Here is a 14,846-nt window from a genome sequence, read left to right on the forward strand (position 1 = left end):
GCACCTGACGGCCCGCTCCACCGATCAGTAGAGCTCCACGCCGTACTCGTCCAGCACCTCTCCGATCGGCTGGTAGAAGGACCAGCTGTCGGTCGGGAACAGGCACAGGATGACGCCACCGGAGGTCATGCCGAGTGCGGTGTTGCCGGCGAAGAGCGGGCCACCGCTGTCGCCCTTCTGGCTGCAGATGTCCGTGCCGATCAGGCCTTCCACCACGTCGTCCTCGCCGTCTTCGCCTCGGTAGACGGCGGTGGCGTCCACCTGGGTCACCTCGCCGCTGAGCAGCCCCGAGGTGCTGCCGTACTGCTCCACCGACTGGCCCACGTACGCTTCGCCGTGGTCGTAGATGGGCCGGACATTACCGTCGCCGAGAGTGACCATGCCCCAGTCCTGCGCTTCGCTCCCGGTCCAGATGAGGCCGTAGTCGTCTCCGGGGAAGCTGCTGTCAAGGTCGAGACCCAGCAGATTCTTGTCTGGATCGGAGGGGTCCGGAAGGTCCGTGTACCACCTGGCCAAGCTTCCGTCGGTGCAGTGCCCGGCGGTGAGAGAAAAGAACGCAGACCGGTCCGAATTGGTGACGTTGAACCCTAAACTGCACCTGAAGTCGGAGCTGTAGATCGCCTCCCCGCCCATCGCCAGGGCGCTCAGGTCACCGTTCATGGCCTCCAGGCGGAGCGCGCCGTCGGCAGCGTCGGTCACGTTCTGGAGCGTCTCGAGCTCTCCGTCGGTGACAGTCGTGTCGTAACCGAGCGCGACCTGGTTGGCAACCGGGTCGACCCACCAGGAAGTGCCCGGGATCCCCATCTCCTTCAGCGTGGCCCGGATGTCGCGGAGCTGTTTCGCATCCCGGTGCACCCGCTTCGCCTGCACCCCCTGCGCACTGACCTGCTGGGCCGCCGTGTCGTCGGTGACCGTGACGACGAACTCGCCGTCATCGTCGAGGTACATGCCGGGGGCCCGGTCCCCAAGGAGATCGACCAGGCGCTCGGCGACCTCCGGAGACGGGGGCGCGGTGAGTGCGGAGGCGGCGGGGGACGGGGGCGCGGGGGCGGCCTGAGTGGGCACGCCGAGCAGCACGCCGGCGGCCAGGGTTCCGGCCGCGGCGGCGGCGGCAACCCGCTTGCGCGAGGAGCTTGAGGGTTTCACTGAGTAAACCTCCCGAAAGTGGGCAAGAGCGATAGGCTGCCTCATGTTTGCGCATACGTGAACATTTATCAACCGCGATCTCTAGTCGGCCGAAGAGCCAGCGGAGAGGCGGGCGTCGCGGCGGGCGCTCAGCTCCCGCACGCGACCGACAGCCGGGCCAACACACCGGCCGGATCGTGCACGATGCGGTGCCCGGCACCGACGACCCGGCGGGTGCCCGGGTCGACCGGGCCGGTGTCTGCCCAGCTCACCGGAGCGATGCCGATCTCCACCACCAACCCCGACCGGCGCCGCACGCGGACCTCCCGGAGCGGGCCCCACCCAGCCAATCGGACCACCTCGCCGCCGAGCAGACCGGTCCACACCTCCGCCGCGGAATAGCGGGCCTGGTCCGTCAGAACCACGATGTCGACGTCGGAGTCCATCCGCGCAACCCCGCGCGCCCACGAGCCGGCCACCACCACCCCGCGCACCTCCGCGCACCCGGTCGCCCACCCGACGACCACGTCGAGAACCGACCGAACCTCCCGCGAACGCGCCCGGGTCACCACGCAACGGAGTCTAGATACCGCCCTCCGACCCATCGATGATCCGCTACCCACCGGTCAGGCCAGTATCGCTGCCAGCACCGGGCGTGTTTACACTGGACCGCTGTCCCGGACCGTTGTGTGGGTTGGTGATCCGCTGCGTCGGCCATCATGCTGAATGCCTGCTCGCTACCCAGTCGAGATTGACGTGCGACAGAATCTGGGGGGCTTCGTCACGTGCCGAACCGAGACCTTGAACAATATTGCGACGAGCAGGTGCAGCGCCTGGTGCGCGAGGTGGGGATCCCTCGTCCGTTTGTGCTCAGCACCTTCCTCGACCAGTTCGCCCAGTGGCGTGGGCGTCGCATCGAACTTTGGCCCTTCGACCACATTCCAAGGGGAATGTGCGGATTGTGGCTTGGCTTCCCCGACCACGATGTCATCGCCTACTCGAGAGCCACGCCACTACATAGCGAACACATCATTTTGCACGAAGTCGGTCATATGCTGTGCAACCACAAGGGAACTGCGAGTGTCGGCGACGACCTGGTCCGCCTCCTGCCCAACCTGAACCCGGCGCTGATAAGCAAGGTCCTGGGCCGGACCTCCTACTCCGACATCGAAGAACAGGAGGCCGAGTTAATCGCCACGCTCATTGCCAAAAAGGCAGCCGGTGGCCGACCACGCAGCCGCCCAGCATCGACCCCTGGGTTGACCCCGGAGCTTGACCGCCTGCGATCCACGTTCGAGGAGTGATCATGGCGGTACAACGGGCCGTCATGATCATTGCCGGGGTCGCCTCGATCATGGCGGGGCTGTGGAAAATCCGAGCCGTACGGCGACAGCCAGATTCACCAAGCATCAGAGCGTTGTGCCTGGGGCTGCTCGCCTTCGGCTTGTCGTTCCTGGTCATGGCGCCACCACACCGGATCATCATCAGCGAACTGCTGACCGTACCCAACATCGGGCGTCTGCTCGGCAACCTCCTGACGTTGGCCGCCGCCGGGGCGATGCAGATCATGATGCTGCACCTGGTGCATCCGACAGAGCGCGCCCGACCCCGCGTCCGAGTCCGGCTGATTGTGCTGGTCGGGATTGCGGTGATCATGACGACCCTGTTGTTGACCGCGGACACCGAGAACGAGATCAATTTCGTCAAGCGGTACGCGACCCACACCCCGATCGTGATCTACCAACTGCTGTACCCCAGCTTCCTGGCCGTGGCGGTCGTGGACCTCATCCAGCTGTCGATCCGGTACTCCCGGCACGTCACCTCGACGTTGAAAACCGGGCTGCGGATGGTCGCCGCCGGCGGCGTGATCTTCGCCGTCCACACCAGCTACAAGCTGAGCCTGATCGTCGCGCCGTGGGCTGGCTGGACCGTGCCGGGTGACGAGTCGGCCATCGCAACGACGCTGGCGGCCAGCGGCGGAGTTCTGGTTGCGGGTGGCACCACCCTGCCGGTCTGGGGGCCCCGCGTGCTGCTGCCGTGGCGGTGGCAACGCCAGTACCGGGCGTACCGTCGACTTGAGCCGTTGTGGCACCAGCTGTCCACGGTGATTCCCGAAATCGTGCTCTCCCCGGTCGGTGTTTCCCGGCCCTGGAACGTCGACATTCGCCTCTACCGCCGAGTCATCGAGATTCGCGACGCCCAGCTACTCCTGGAGCCGCTCGCCGATCAGGAGGCGGTCGCCCAGGCGGTGGCCGACGCGCGCCACCGGGGTCTGACCGGGGACCACGCGCAGGCGTACGTCGATGCGGTCACCCTGGTCACCGCCCTGGCCCATTGGCAGAGCGACAAGCCTGGCAGCCCGCCGAGGGCGGTGCCCGAGAAAGCTACGGGCGATGCCAGCCTGACCAGGGATGTTCGATACCTCGAGTTGGTCGCCAGGGCATTCCTTCCCCTGGCACAGTCGGCACCGGTGCGCACTCCCAGTCCCGCCGGGCCACCTCGCCGCCTCGGCGCGGGCTGACGTCGCCGCACAAGGGTGCCGGCGGCGCTCCGGGCTGCTCTCGATGCGATGGGAGGAGCAGCTAGTCGTCGTGGCGCTGGGGCGGGTTGGGTTCTAATCCCTCTGCCATCCGGACCGACTCAATGACCTGGGTGATGGCTTCGACGCCGCGGGGGGACAGCCCGCTGAGCCGGGTGGCGATGCGTTCGAGACCACTGTTTTTGATCTTGAGCAGTAGCTCCAACTCACTGGCGATGGCCCGGGATTTCTCGTCGTCGAAAAAGTAGGCCGGCGGGACATCGAAGAAGCCGGCGAGCGCCTCGAGATGCTTCTTGGTGGGGTTGTCGCGCTCGTTGTTGCGCAGGTACCACAGGTAGGAGCCCGAGATTTTCAAGCCCTCGCCGCCCTTGCGGGAGATCGCCGCAGCGACCTCGTCGTTGGTGTAGGGCTTGCCATCGGGACGCCGGACAACCTCGAACAGTCTATTGATCTTGGAGGCCAGGTTCCACTCCGTGTCGGTAGCCGGTCCGGTGTCATCCTGCCCCTGAGGCGGCTCGTTCGCGGTCATCAGGACCCCCAGGAATTATGACTGTCGTGAGAGTTTCGAGAACGAAGCTCTCATCGTGGTTGACAAGCGGTGCTGGTGACAGTCTAAGGTGAGGGACAGCCGCCCTTCAACTGGCGTGATAGGCCGATCGCGGGGCGGCTGACTCAAATGAGTCGCAACGGGGGAGGCGGGGGATGTCGGCGAGGGAACGCGGGCCCGGGGGGAGCCCTCCCTCGTCGACACCCCGTCCTGCGGCAAACCGGTGATTCCGGCCAGGGGTGAGCCCGGCGAGATGCGCTTCTTCGGGGTCAGGGCGGGCATCTTGTGCTACCGGGACCGAGGCGCGACTCAACCTTTGGCGTAGCTGCGGCGTTTGTCAGGACATGGGGCCGCCGTCGAGCTTTCCGGACTTCGAGGACTTCGTACGTGGCAGTGGCCGGCGCCTCCTCAGGTTTGCCATCTTGATGTGTGGCGACCCATCGCACGCCGAAGATGTCCTGCAGACGGTCCTGGAGCAGACCTATCCGCGCTGGAGCCGGTTGCGCGACGGCGACCCCGAGCGCTACGTACGACGCGCCATCGCGAACCGGGTCATCAGCCGGTGGCGGTCGCCCTGGGTCCGTCGGCGCGTTGCGGAGGTGCCAGACAGTGCTGCGCCGGGGGACGAGATGGCCCGCGCGGACGACCGTGCGCTCCTACTGCGGGCACTTCGTTCGCTCCCGCCCCGGATGCGTGCGGTCGTGGTCCTGCGGTACTGGGTGGGCTGGTCCGAAAAGGAGACAGCAGAGGCACTCGGCTGCTCGGTGGGAGCGGTCAAGAGTCAGTCGTCGCGTGGCCTCAACCGGCTGCGGGACCTGTTGTCCGGAGCAGGGCCCGTGTCCGCCGGAACCAGTGGAGGGGCAACACCATGAACCACACCGACCTGCGGTCACTGATGGAGCATGCCGTCGAGGTGCACGAGGTGCCCGGCGACTTCCCGGCCCGGGTTGTCCAGGGCGGTCGGGCACGACGACGGCGACGGCAGGGAGCGGTGGTGGGGCTCCTGCTATTGGTGATAGCCGCTGGCGGGCTGGGGGTGGCCAACGCTGATCTCGGCCAGCGGGCGCCCACCACGAGTCACGCCACCCCACCTGAACTGGACCTGGACGAAACCGCACGGCGGCTCAGCCGGGACACCGGTTCGGTGGTAACCACGCAACAGATACTGGCTGCCGGACGGGCGGGGGATGAAGACCTGGTCTTGGTGAAACGGTCCGCGCGACCGGAGGAGGCGGCGGCTGGCGGCAGGGCGGCCGAGCTCTGGGTCGCGACCGGGTCGGGGATGTTCAGCCGCAGGTCGGACTACATCTCCTACGATCTCACCTGCGTTGCTGAGGACACCGTCTGCCTGGCCGAGCGACCAACGGGCTTGGGGGTGTTGGTGGTTCGGCACCTTCCGGGCCGTGGAACCTACGTCTTCGTGGCCGTTCCAGCGGATCGCCGGGTAGCGGTGACCACGATGGAAGGCCGAACGTCTGCCGCACCCGGCGGTTCCTACGGCACCGTCGTCAAGGTCGAAACGGCGGAGCCCGAGCGCATCCGAGTCCGGGTAGAGCTGCCGGACACGAAGGCGTACGAGTTGCCGCTGCCACCTGGCGGCGTCATCACCAACTAGCCGAGGTTCCCCGCCTACTGCCGCCCTTCGCGCGGCAACCGGGTCCAGCCGATGAAGCGCCGGTGCAGCGGACCAGCGGGTACCCCGGGCAGGTCCTCGGCGGCCCGTACCAGTAGGGCACCGAGGTAGAGCGCCAGCGACACCGGCGCGTCCGCGTACTCCGCGCGTAGCTCCCGCTCGCGGGTGGGGCAGGGCCACGGCAGGCCGCAGCCGCCGCAGTTCCAGACCCGCGGCACCGGCCCGTGGGCGGTCACCGCGCACCGTCCAGGAACCGGGCGATGCTCGCCCGCGCCTGCCGACGGATCGCCCACTCCACCTGCCAACACGGGTACGGCACCAACCGCGACCACCAGGCCAGACAGCCGACACACATGCCGTCGCGCCCCCGAAGGTGCGCCGTGAGGATCGCCCGTTCCAGTCCGTCGCTCACTGGCCCCCCTACGCTGGCCAGTGGCCGCGATTGATCGGAATCCGGTGTCGGGCACGGCACGGGAGTTCTCCTCCGCACCGGCAGACCCGCCGCCAGCGCTGCCAACACCAGACCGGCCGATGGCGGCGAGCAAGGGTCAGCGCGACCGCCAGGACGTACTCGTCGTAGCTGACTCGCTGTCGGTAGCCGCTGCTTCGATGACCGTCGGTCACGCATGCCTCCCGCCGGCGCCTGACGATGCCGCGGGCACCCGCCCATCTTTCCGGGACGGGCGCCCGCGGCGGGACAGCCGGCCGCCAAGCTCGGTAGCCCCACAAGCAACTTAGGACGCAATGTGCGCACGGTCAGTAGCCAACAACACATAGCGTTGTAGGTTGAGGCTGCAATGTGATCTGCTTGCACCAGCCGCCAAGCTGGGAGCACCACCGATGTCTGAAGCCGCATACCTGAAGGTCACCAGGGACATCCGGGAGCAGATCAGTTCCGGCCAGTTGAAGCCGGGCGACAAGCTGCCCTCCTTCGCCGCCCTCTGCGAGCACTACGAGGTCAGCAACACCGTCATCCGCGCCACCATGCTCCTCCTCAAGGCAGAAGGGTTGATCGACGGCCGGCAGGGCAAGGGCGTTTACGTGGCGAACCCACTCCCCCAGTAGCCCCAACCGAGGGGAAACACCGTGCCACCGCGTTACCGGTACGAGCAGATCGCTGACGACCTCACCGAACGCATCGAGTCCGGCGAGTTTCCACCCGGCTCCAAGCTCCCCAGCCGACGAGAGCTGATCGAGCACTACGGAGTCACCGAGCCGGTCATAGACCGCGCCATGCAGGTACTGCGGATCAAGGAAAAGACCGAGACACTGCCCGGCGTAGGCGTATTTGTCGCTGATTAGTGCGCAACTCGGGGTGCCGACTCGCCGGCGTTACGGCTTCGCAGGTTCGGCGAGCCGTTGCAAAGTGTCGGCAGGCGGTACAGGGTCGGGTGCGCCCCAACCGTCGGGAACGGGCAGCCCCGCCTCTCGCCGCGCCAGGATGGCGGCACCGACCTGTGCTGCCTGGGTGCCGAAGGCGGAGCGCAGCACCGGGGGCGGGGTCCGCCAGGCGAGGGCGTCGCGCATCGCCTCGCGCACCGGGTCGAGGAAGGACGCGCCTGCCTCGGCCAGCCCACCTCCCAACACGACCCGGGCCGGGTCGAGGGCCAGGGTGAGGGTGGCCAGGGCGATCCCCAACGCCCGGGTCGCGTCGTCCCAGACGACACGGGCATCCGGGTCGGTGCCCACCGCGTCGGCAATGGCTTGGCTGTCCGCCCCCGAGGTGCCGACGCGCCGGGCATAGCGGCGGGCCATCCCGCCGGCCGAGGCGTACACCTCCAGGCATCCCCGCTGCCCGCAACTGCACGGCTCCCCGCCCGGGTAGACCGGCATGTGGCCGACCTCGCCGGACGCGCGGGTCGCGCCGGCCAGCGGGACGCCGTCCACCACCACCGCCGCGGCGATGCCGGTACCCAGGGGCAGCAGCAGGAAGTTGTCCAACCCGACGGCCACGCCCGCCGTGGCCTCCGCGACGCCGGCTGCCCGGGCGTCGTGCCCGATCGCCACGGGCAGTCCGAGGTCGCCGCTGATCAGGTCGCGCAGTGGCACGTCACGGAGGCGGAGGTTGGCCGCGTACCGCACCACTCCGTCCCGCTCGTCCACGAGGCCGGGCGTCACCACGCCGATCGCGGCGGGTTCACCGCCGAGGGAGAGCGCGTGCTCGCGCAGTTGCCGGCACAGGGACCGGATCGCCAGGACGGGATTGTCGTCCGCCTGCGACGGGGCGGTCAGTGCGCTCAGGACGCGGCCGTCCTCGCCGACCACGGCCGCCTTGATGGTCGTCCCGCCGACATCGACGGCGAGGACGCAGTGGCCCGCGGGCTGGGTCACGCCGCTCACCCGAGCACCACGGCGAGGTCCGCGCCGAAGTCACGGTCCAGGGGAAACATGGGCCGCTCCACGTTCTGGTACGGCAGCCGCGCGAGGTCCTGGTCAACACCGCCCGGGGTCAGGGCGAGCAGCCAGTCCCCGGCGGCGGAGAAGAGCTCCGGCTCCAGATAGCCGATCTTCACCACGACCACGTCCACCTCGTCGACCCGGACCCCCAGCCGGGCGTACGACGCCAACAGCCGGTACTGCATCCGGCGGGACGTGACGAAGACGCTGAGCCCGCCGACCCGTACGCTGACGCATCGCCCGCCGTCGGGGTCGTCGGCCACCGCCTCCAGGATCCCGTCGAGTTCCAGCGGACCGGGCGGCCGGGAGTCGATCCGCCCGCCAACTCTCACCCGGACCGGGGAGCCGACCGGTTGGTCGGCGACCAGCGCCACCGCCTGCGGGTCAACCAGCGAGGCGAAGACGGCACGACACGAGCCGTCGCGGATCTCGGGTCGGGCCAGCATCCGGTCGAGAGCGAAGGTGACATCGTCGGCGCCGCCGGCACCCGGGTTGTCCCCGGAGTCGCTGATGAAAAACGGCCGCTTCGCCCGATCGGCGACGGCGGTCAGGGCGGTGTCGAGACATTCGTCCATCGAGCCGGTGGGGGCGACGAAGGTGAACTCGTCCCGGGCCGCCCAGAAGTGTTCACCGAGTTCCCGGGCCGCCGTGGCGGCGACGGTGGCGTCGGTGCCGGTGACCACGACCGCGCCCTGACAGCGTGGCTGGTCGGCCCAGGCGAACCCGACCCAGATCGCCGCATCGATCACGCCGTCCCGGGCCTCGATCTCGGGGATCCGCGCGTAGAGCCCGCGGGCCGGTTCCTCCCGGGTGCTGGTCATCTCGCCGGGTAGCAGGACCGGCACGTGGACCAGTGCCTTGTGTGGACGCTGCTGGCGACGCAGCGCCGCGACGAGGTTGCGGGCGGCCCGCTCCCGGGTCTCCCACACGTCGACGTGCGGCGCGGTGCGGTAGCAGGTGAGCAGGTCACAGGCGTCGAAGAGCACCGGTGAGACGTTGCCGTGCAGGTCCATCGCCGCCGAGATGAACGGCTCGGGCCCGATCACCGACCGGATGGCGGTAACCAGGTCGCCCTCCGCGTCGGTACGGCCGACGACGCTCATCGCACCGTGGATGTCCAGCAGCAAGCCGTCCACGGGCCCGACCGCGGCGAGCTTCTCCATGATCTCCGCTGCCCATTCCTCGTACGCTGCGGCGTCCACCACGCCGCCGGGCAGGGCCCGGGCGTGCACGAGTGGGATCCACTCGACGTCGGCGGCCCACGGCTGCGGCGGCGAGAGCCAGCCGTACCGCGACAGCAGCGCCGCCTCCCGGGTCACCTCGAAGTCGTCGGCGGTGCTCAGGTGCGGGGAGAATGTGCTGGACTCGATGTGGATGCCGCCGATGGCGACACGAAGGGGACGAGGCACGGGTGTTGGCTCCTCAGGTGGGTCGTACGTCAGCGGTCGTGCGCAGCAGGTGCCCGAGGCCGAGGAGGGCCGCATCCGAACCGGCGACGCTGGCCTCGATGGTCAGGGACTGGGTCATGGACGGTAGGCAGCGTTCGTAGAGCATTCCGCGGGTCGCCGCCACGTAGACGTCGAGGCTGGACAGCACGCCGCCGATGACGATGGCGTCGGGGTTGAGGAAGTTGACCAGACCGGAGAGCGCCACACCCAACAGCCCACCGGCGTGGCGCACCATGGTCACGGCGGTCGGGTCGGCGTCGCCGACCGCCGTGATGATCTCGGGGACGGTGGTCGCCGGGGAGCCCTGCTCGGCCAGCTGGCGGGCCAGAGCGGCACCGCTGGCGACGGTCTCGAGGCAGCCCTGGCTGCCGCAGGAGCAGTGCCGCTCGCCGCTGTCGGCGACCCGTACGTGGGTGACGTCGCCGCTGAGTCCGCGCCCGCCACGGTGGATCTGTCCGCCGCTGACCAGGCAGGCACCAATGCCGGTGCCGGCCTTGACGTAGATCATGTCGCCGGTTTCCCGACGCCGGGTGACGTACTCACCCATCGCCGCCGCCTTGGCGTCGTTCTCGACAATCACCGGCACCTGGAAGCGGTCGGCGAGGTGGGCGCCGGCGTCAACGCCGCTCCAGCCGGGCATCCGGGCCGGGCCTACCAACCGCCCTCCCGGGAACCCCACCGGGCCGGGGAGGGCAACGCCGACCCCGAGCAGCGCCTGACCAGGTGCGGTCGCCGCCAGGAGGCGGGTGAAGGTGGCTCCCACGACGGCGAATACCTCCTCGGGCCCGACGGCGATGTCGATCGCCACCTCCTCGACGGTGCGTAGTTCGCCGCCGGGCGTGCACAGGCCCACCCTGGCGTGCCTGCCGCCGAGTTCCGCGACGGCCAGGACTCCCTTGGTCTCTCGCAGGCGCAGGATCCGGGGAGGTCGACCACCGGTGGAGCGGCCCATGCCCTCCTCGGCGAGGACGCCCTCCTCCAACAGCCGGCGTACCACGGCGGTGACGGTTGATGGTGCGACCTGCAATGCCTCGACGAGGTCGGCGCGGGATGTGGCCGCACCTCTGGAGAGCAGGTCGAGGGTCTGATCGCGCAGCGTGGCGGAGATTGGTGGCTCCAAAGTTGCCTCTCCCTTGGTCGGGTGGTTCTCGAGCGCCCGCCCCAGTCGTGTCGCAGCGCGAAGTCGGGGGTGGACTCCGGCCGCCCAGGCGAGGAGTAATGGTCAATGCTTCGGGCGACTTCGATCGTACACCGGCCAAACTTAGTGAATGAAGTGGGTAATTTTCGTTGACGTACCACTTCCACCTGGATACATTCTTCGCGTTGATCGCCGAGGCAGCGCCCGGCGGGGGTACCCGGCCAAGGCGCCGACACCCGGTGACGTAGGGGCACGTGCACATCACACGAGGAGACTCATGACGAGCAGATTTCCCGGCCGCGCCCTGCGTGGCGCGGTGGCGGCAGCCACCACGATCGCCCTCGGGGCAGGTCTGGTCGGCTGCGGTGACAACAGTGGATCGTCCAAGGGCGGCGGTGGTCAGGGCAAGGACACCGTGACAGTCGCCTTCCGTACCCCCAACTGGATCCTGCCGATCTCAGCGCCCGGCTTCACCCAGGGGGAGAACGCCATCTTCGGGCAGGCGCTCTACCGCCCCCTCTACCAGTACCGGCTGGACGGCACCGCGCAGTACAACATCGACCCGCAGCGCTCGATGGCCGAGCCACCGCAGGTGAGCGACGACGGCCGAACGCTGACGATCACGTTGAAGGACAACTCCTGGTCCGACGGCACACCCATCACCACCAGGGACATCCAGTTCTGGTACAACCTGGTCACGGCGAACAAGGACAAGTGGGCGTCCTACCGGGCCGGCGGCTTCCCCGACAACGTCGAGGAGTGGTCGATCAAGGACGAGAAGACCTTCTCGATCACCACCACGGAGGTCTACAACACCGCGTGGTTCGTCGACAACCAGCTCAACCGCATCACGCCCCTGCCCCAGCACGCCTGGAACAAGGACTCCGCGACCGCCGAGGTGAGTGACCTCGCCAGCAGCCCGGAGGGCGCCAAGAAGGTCTTCGACTTCCTCACCGCCGCCGCGAAGGACCCCAAGACGTACGACTCCAACGAGCTGTGGCAGGTCACCAGCGGCGCATGGAAGCTGGAGAAGTACGTGCCCAACGGTGAGGTCACCCTCGCCGCCCAACCGAACTACTCCGGTACGGACAAGCCGAAGCTGTCCACAGTCGTGCTGCGGCCGTTCACCAGCGATGACGCCGAATTCAACGTACTCCGCGCCGGCGACATCGACTACGGGTACGTGCCGGCGGCCAACATGTCCCAGACGAGCTACCTCGAGTCCAAGGGATACACGGTCTCACCGTGGTACGGCTGGTCGATCACCTACCTCCAGCTCAACTACCACAACCCGAAGTCCGGCGTGCTGTTCCAGCAGCCCTACCTTCGGCAGTCGCTGCAGATGCTCATCGACCAGCCGACGATCAGCAAGGTCATCTGGTCGGACACCGCCGCGCCGACCTGCGGCCCGGTACCGGCCAAACCCGGCACCAACACCGACACCGCCGGGTGCGTGTACTCCTTCGATCCGGCCAGGGCCAAGGAGCTGCTGGAGAGCCACGGCTGGAAGGTAACCCCGGACGGGCAGACCACCTGCCAGACACCGGGCACCGGCTCGAACCAGTGCGGCGAGGGAATCGCCGCCGGCACCCCGCTCGAGTTCACGGTGACCAGCCAGACCGGGTTCGCCGCCACGACCAAGATGTTCGCCGAGATCAAGTCACAGATGGCCAAGCTCGGTATCCAGCTGACGATCAAGGAGGTGCCCGACTCGGTCGCGGTAACGCCAACCTGTGAGCCGACCGAGGCGAGCTGCTCCTGGGACATGTCCTTCTTCGGCTCGCAGGGCAGCTGGTACTACCCGGCCTTCGCCAGCGGCGAGCGGCTCTTCGCCACCGACGCCCCGGTGAACCTGGGCAGCTACAGCAACCCGGAGGCGGACAAGCTCATCGAGGCCACCCAGTTCGCCGGCGACGAGAGCGCACTCACGGCGTACAACGACTTCCTGGCCAGGGACCTGCCCGTGCTGTGGATGCCGAACCCGGTGTACCAGGTCTCGGCGTACCGCTCCGGTCTGCAGGGCGTCGAGCCGCAGGACCCGATGAACCTCATGTACTTCCAGGACTGGTCCTGGAAGTAGCCCGCTGATCGTCCCGGCTCCGGCGACGCGCCGTGCGTCGTCGGGGCCCCGACCAGGGAGGGGAAGCCGCACAGTGGCCCGGTACCTCATCGCACGTCTGGGACAGGCGCTCATCGTCATCGTGCTCGTCACGGTGATCGCGTTCCTCATCTTGCACCTGCTGCCCGGGGGCGCCGCACGAGCCACCCTCGGCAAGGAGGCAACGCTGGCGCAGTTGGCGGCGTTCAACCACGAGATGGGCTACGACCGGCCGTTGATCCAGCAGTACGGCATGTACGTGCAACGCCTACTGCAGGGCGACCTTGGCTACTCCTACCAGCTCAACCAGTCTGTCCTCGAGGCGATCGAACAGCGGCTACCCAAGACGATGCTGCTGTCGCTGCTGTCGACCCTGGTCGCCGTCGTGTTGGCGATCCCGCTCGGCGTGCTCCAGGCGATCCGCCGCAACCGCTGGCCCGACTACGCCATCACCGCACTGTCGCTGCTGGCGTACGCCACGCCCATCTTCTTTCTCGGCCTCATGATGATCATCGTCTTCTCGCAGGTCTGGCCGATCCTGCCCCCGGAGGCGCCGCAGGGGTTCACGGTGGCCGAATTGCTCGCCGATCCGGCCGGGCTGGTCCTGCCCACGGCCACCCTCGCCATTGTCACCATCGCGGTCTACGCGCGGTACGTACGGTCATCGATGATCGACAACCTGAACGAGAACTACGTGCGCACCGCCCGCAGCAAAGGGCTCTCCGAGCGACGGGTCGTGCTGCGGCACACCCTGCGCAACGGGCTGTTCCCGGTCATCACGCTGCTCGGGATGTACCTGCCCGCACTGTTCAGCGGGGCGCTGGTCGTCGAGTCGCTGTTCAACTTCCCCGGAATGGGCCAGTTGTTCTGGCAGGCGGCGCTGAAGCGTGACTTCCCGATCCTGCTCGGGGTCACCGTCATCATCTCGATCGCCACCGTCGTCGGCGCGCTGGTCGCCGACCTGCTCTACGCCGCCGTTGACCCCCGAGTCCGACTCCGTGGGAGCGCCACATGAGCACGCTGTCCGAAGCGGTCGGCCCGGCCGAGCCAAACGACACCCCGCCTCGTGGCCTCTGGCGGCAGGGGCTGGTCGTCTTCTGCGAGAACCGGCTTGCCCTGGTGGGACTGGGCCTGTTCGTCCTGCTGGCCGGGGTTTGCTTTCTCGGGCCGCTGGTCTACCAGACCGACCAGGTGCACACGGACCTCACCGCCGTATACCGGGCCCCGGGAGAGCAGGGACATCTGCTCGGCACCGACGGGGTCGGCTACGACCAGTTGGGGCGGCTGATGCTCGGCGGCCAGACCTCCATCATCGTCGGACTGGCCGCCGGGGTCCTCGCCACCATCGTCGGCACGCTCCTCGGTGCCATCGCCGGCTTCTTCGGCGGTTGGGTGGACGCCGCGGTGATGCGCCTTGTCGACGCGATGATGTCGATCCCCTCGTTGTTCCTGTTCATGCTGCTCGCCGCCATCGTCACGCCGAGCGCGCCGATGCTCATCCTCATCATCGGCGCCTTCGCCTGGCTGGGACCGGCCCGGCTCGTGCGGGGCGAGGCACTGACGCTGCGCTCCCGTGAGTACGTCCAGGCGATGCGCGGGATGGGCGGCACGGGCGGCCGTGCCGTCCGCCGACACATCATCCCCAACGCCATCGGCACGGTTATCGTCAACGCCACCTTCCAGGTCGCCGACGCCATCCTCTACGTCGCCTACCTGTCCTTCCTCGGCCTCGGCATCCCCCCACCGGCGGCGAACTGGGGCGGCATGCTCTCCGATGGTCTCGCGGACACCTACAGCGGCCACTGGTGGCTTCTGTACCCGCCCGGGATCGCCATCATCCTCATCGTCCTCGCCTTCAACTTCATCGGTGACGGACTCAGGGACGCCTTCGAGGTTCGCCTCCGGCGACGCTAGCAGGAGC

General features: G+C 68.3%; 17 protein-coding genes. 9 read left to right on the forward strand and 8 right to left on the reverse strand.

The window, feature by feature from the left end; genetic code table 11:
- Positions 1–24: 24 nt before the first annotated feature.
- Both H0524_RS19770 and H0524_RS19775 read right to left on the reverse strand, forming a co-directional pair.
- The gene (locus H0524_RS19770) at positions 25–1,146 is read right to left on the reverse strand and encodes a S1 family peptidase (RefSeq protein ID WP_309225165.1); all 1,122 of its coding nucleotides are present in this window, start codon (positions 1,144–1,146) and stop codon (positions 25–27) included.
- Positions 1,147–1,274: 128 nt separating this feature from the next.
- The gene (locus H0524_RS19775; RefSeq protein WP_180199976.1) at positions 1,275–1,730 is read right to left on the reverse strand and encodes a nucleotidyltransferase domain-containing protein; all 456 of its coding nucleotides are present in this window, start codon (positions 1,728–1,730) and stop codon (positions 1,275–1,277) included.
- Positions 1,731–1,910: 180 nt separating this feature from the next.
- Between H0524_RS19775 and H0524_RS19780 the strand changes: the two genes are divergently transcribed.
- Both H0524_RS19780 and H0524_RS19785 read left to right on the forward strand, forming a co-directional pair.
- Positions 1,911–2,429: a hypothetical protein gene (locus tag H0524_RS19780; RefSeq protein ID WP_180199977.1), complete on the forward strand. Its 519-nt coding sequence runs from the start codon at positions 1,911–1,913 to the stop codon at positions 2,427–2,429.
- Complete coding sequence (locus H0524_RS19785) at positions 2,426–3,646, forward strand: MAB_1171c family putative transporter (RefSeq protein ID WP_180199978.1); 1,221 nt, start codon at positions 2,426–2,428, stop codon at positions 3,644–3,646. The genes H0524_RS19780 and H0524_RS19785 overlap by 4 nt, the downstream gene beginning before the upstream one ends.
- A 61-nt stretch (positions 3,647–3,707) precedes the next feature.
- On the opposite strand, the gene H0524_RS19790 is transcribed toward H0524_RS19785, so the two are convergent.
- Complete coding sequence (locus tag H0524_RS19790; RefSeq protein WP_180199979.1) at positions 3,708–4,193, reverse strand: helix-turn-helix domain-containing protein; 486 nt, start codon at positions 4,191–4,193, stop codon at positions 3,708–3,710.
- 362 nt (positions 4,194–4,555) lie between these two features.
- Between H0524_RS19790 and H0524_RS19795 the strand changes: the two genes are divergently transcribed.
- Together H0524_RS19795 and H0524_RS19800 are read left to right on the forward strand one after the other, a co-directional pair.
- Positions 4,556–5,083 carry a SigE family RNA polymerase sigma factor gene (locus tag H0524_RS19795; RefSeq protein WP_180199980.1) on the forward strand — a complete coding sequence of 176 codons (528 nt, stop codon included), beginning with the start codon at positions 4,556–4,558 and terminating at the stop codon, positions 5,081–5,083.
- Positions 5,080–5,826 carry a hypothetical protein gene (locus H0524_RS19800; RefSeq protein WP_180199981.1) on the forward strand — a complete coding sequence of 249 codons (747 nt, stop codon included), beginning with the start codon at positions 5,080–5,082 and terminating at the stop codon, positions 5,824–5,826. The genes H0524_RS19795 and H0524_RS19800 overlap by 4 nt, the downstream gene beginning before the upstream one ends.
- A gap of 14 nt (positions 5,827–5,840) precedes the next feature.
- Here H0524_RS19800 and H0524_RS19805 read toward each other — a convergent pair whose 3' ends face one another.
- Both H0524_RS19805 and H0524_RS19810 read right to left on the reverse strand, forming a co-directional pair.
- Entirely contained in the window at positions 5,841–6,080 is a 240-nt protein-coding gene (locus H0524_RS19805) for a hypothetical protein (protein WP_180199982.1), read from the reverse strand.
- Positions 6,077–6,472: a hypothetical protein gene (locus tag H0524_RS19810; RefSeq protein WP_180199983.1), complete on the reverse strand. Its 396-nt coding sequence runs from the start codon at positions 6,470–6,472 to the stop codon at positions 6,077–6,079. The genes H0524_RS19805 and H0524_RS19810 overlap by 4 nt, the downstream gene beginning before the upstream one ends.
- Before the next feature lie 212 nt (positions 6,473–6,684).
- Here H0524_RS19810 and H0524_RS19815 point away from each other — a divergent pair, with 212 nt between their 5' ends.
- Together H0524_RS19815 and H0524_RS19820 are read left to right on the forward strand one after the other, a co-directional pair.
- Positions 6,685–6,909, forward strand: a complete 225-nt coding sequence (locus H0524_RS19815) for a winged helix-turn-helix domain-containing protein (RefSeq protein ID WP_180199984.1) — start codon at positions 6,685–6,687, stop codon at positions 6,907–6,909.
- Between the two features lie 21 nt (positions 6,910–6,930).
- On the forward strand, positions 6,931–7,146 hold the full coding sequence (locus H0524_RS19820) for a GntR family transcriptional regulator (RefSeq protein ID WP_180199985.1): 216 nt from the start codon (positions 6,931–6,933) through the stop codon (positions 7,144–7,146).
- A gap of 30 nt (positions 7,147–7,176) precedes the next feature.
- On the opposite strand, the gene H0524_RS19825 is transcribed toward H0524_RS19820, so the two are convergent.
- From H0524_RS19825 to H0524_RS19835, 3 genes are read right to left on the reverse strand one after another with little or no spacing between them, the layout of a single operon-like run.
- Positions 7,177–8,184, reverse strand: coding sequence for an ROK family protein (locus tag H0524_RS19825; protein WP_180199986.1), 1,008 nt, complete (start codon positions 8,182–8,184; stop codon positions 7,177–7,179).
- Positions 8,181–9,650, reverse strand: coding sequence for a M81 family metallopeptidase (locus H0524_RS19830; RefSeq protein WP_180199987.1), 1,470 nt, complete (start codon positions 9,648–9,650; stop codon positions 8,181–8,183). The genes H0524_RS19825 and H0524_RS19830 overlap by 4 nt, the downstream gene beginning before the upstream one ends.
- Positions 9,651–9,663: 13 nt before the next feature.
- A complete protein-coding gene (locus H0524_RS19835) occupies positions 9,664–10,809 on the reverse strand; it encodes an ROK family protein (RefSeq protein WP_180199988.1) in 1,146 nt (381 codons plus the stop codon).
- A gap of 295 nt (positions 10,810–11,104) precedes the next feature.
- Here H0524_RS19835 and H0524_RS19840 point away from each other — a divergent pair, with 295 nt between their 5' ends.
- From H0524_RS19840 to H0524_RS19850, 3 genes are all read left to right on the forward strand, one after another.
- Complete coding sequence (locus H0524_RS19840; RefSeq protein ID WP_180199989.1) at positions 11,105–12,907, forward strand: peptide ABC transporter substrate-binding protein; 1,803 nt, start codon at positions 11,105–11,107, stop codon at positions 12,905–12,907.
- A 73-nt stretch (positions 12,908–12,980) separates the two neighbouring features.
- Positions 12,981–13,940 carry an ABC transporter permease gene (locus H0524_RS19845; protein ID WP_180199990.1) on the forward strand — a complete coding sequence of 320 codons (960 nt, stop codon included), beginning with the start codon at positions 12,981–12,983 and terminating at the stop codon, positions 13,938–13,940.
- Positions 13,937–14,839, forward strand: a complete 903-nt coding sequence (locus tag H0524_RS19850; protein ID WP_018816931.1) for an ABC transporter permease — start codon at positions 13,937–13,939, stop codon at positions 14,837–14,839. The genes H0524_RS19845 and H0524_RS19850 overlap by 4 nt, the downstream gene beginning before the upstream one ends.
- Positions 14,840–14,846 lie beyond the last annotated feature (7 nt).

Source organism: Salinispora sp. H7-4, from assembly GCF_013416675.1.
Lineage (GTDB): Bacteria > Actinomycetota > Actinomycetes > Mycobacteriales > Micromonosporaceae > Micromonospora > Micromonospora vitiensis.

What these genes read in the sequence shown, in the direction of transcription:
- H0524_RS19795 (WP_180199980.1), top strand. Translation starts at nt 4,556, where the DNA reads ATGGGGCCGCCGTCGAGCTTTCCGGACTTCGAGGACTTCGTACGTGGC.
- H0524_RS19840 (WP_180199989.1), top strand. Translation starts at nt 11,105, where the DNA reads ATGACGAGCAGATTTCCCGGCCGCGCCCTGCGTGGCGCGGTGGCGGCA.
- H0524_RS19850 (WP_018816931.1), top strand. Translation starts at nt 13,937, where the DNA reads ATGAGCACGCTGTCCGAAGCGGTCGGCCCGGCCGAGCCAAACGACACC.
- H0524_RS19815 (WP_180199984.1), top strand. Translation starts at nt 6,685, where the DNA reads ATGTCTGAAGCCGCATACCTGAAGGTCACCAGGGACATCCGGGAGCAG.
- H0524_RS19810 (WP_180199983.1), bottom strand. Translation starts at nt 6,472, where the DNA reads ATGCGTGACCGACGGTCATCGAAGCAGCGGCTACCGACAGCGAGTCAG.
- H0524_RS19790 (WP_180199979.1), bottom strand. Translation starts at nt 4,193, where the DNA reads ATGACCGCGAACGAGCCGCCTCAGGGGCAGGATGACACCGGACCGGCT.
- H0524_RS19775 (WP_180199976.1), bottom strand. Translation starts at nt 1,730, where the DNA reads ATGGGTCGGAGGGCGGTATCTAGACTCCGTTGCGTGGTGACCCGGGCG.
- H0524_RS19800 (WP_180199981.1), top strand. Translation starts at nt 5,080, where the DNA reads ATGAACCACACCGACCTGCGGTCACTGATGGAGCATGCCGTCGAGGTG.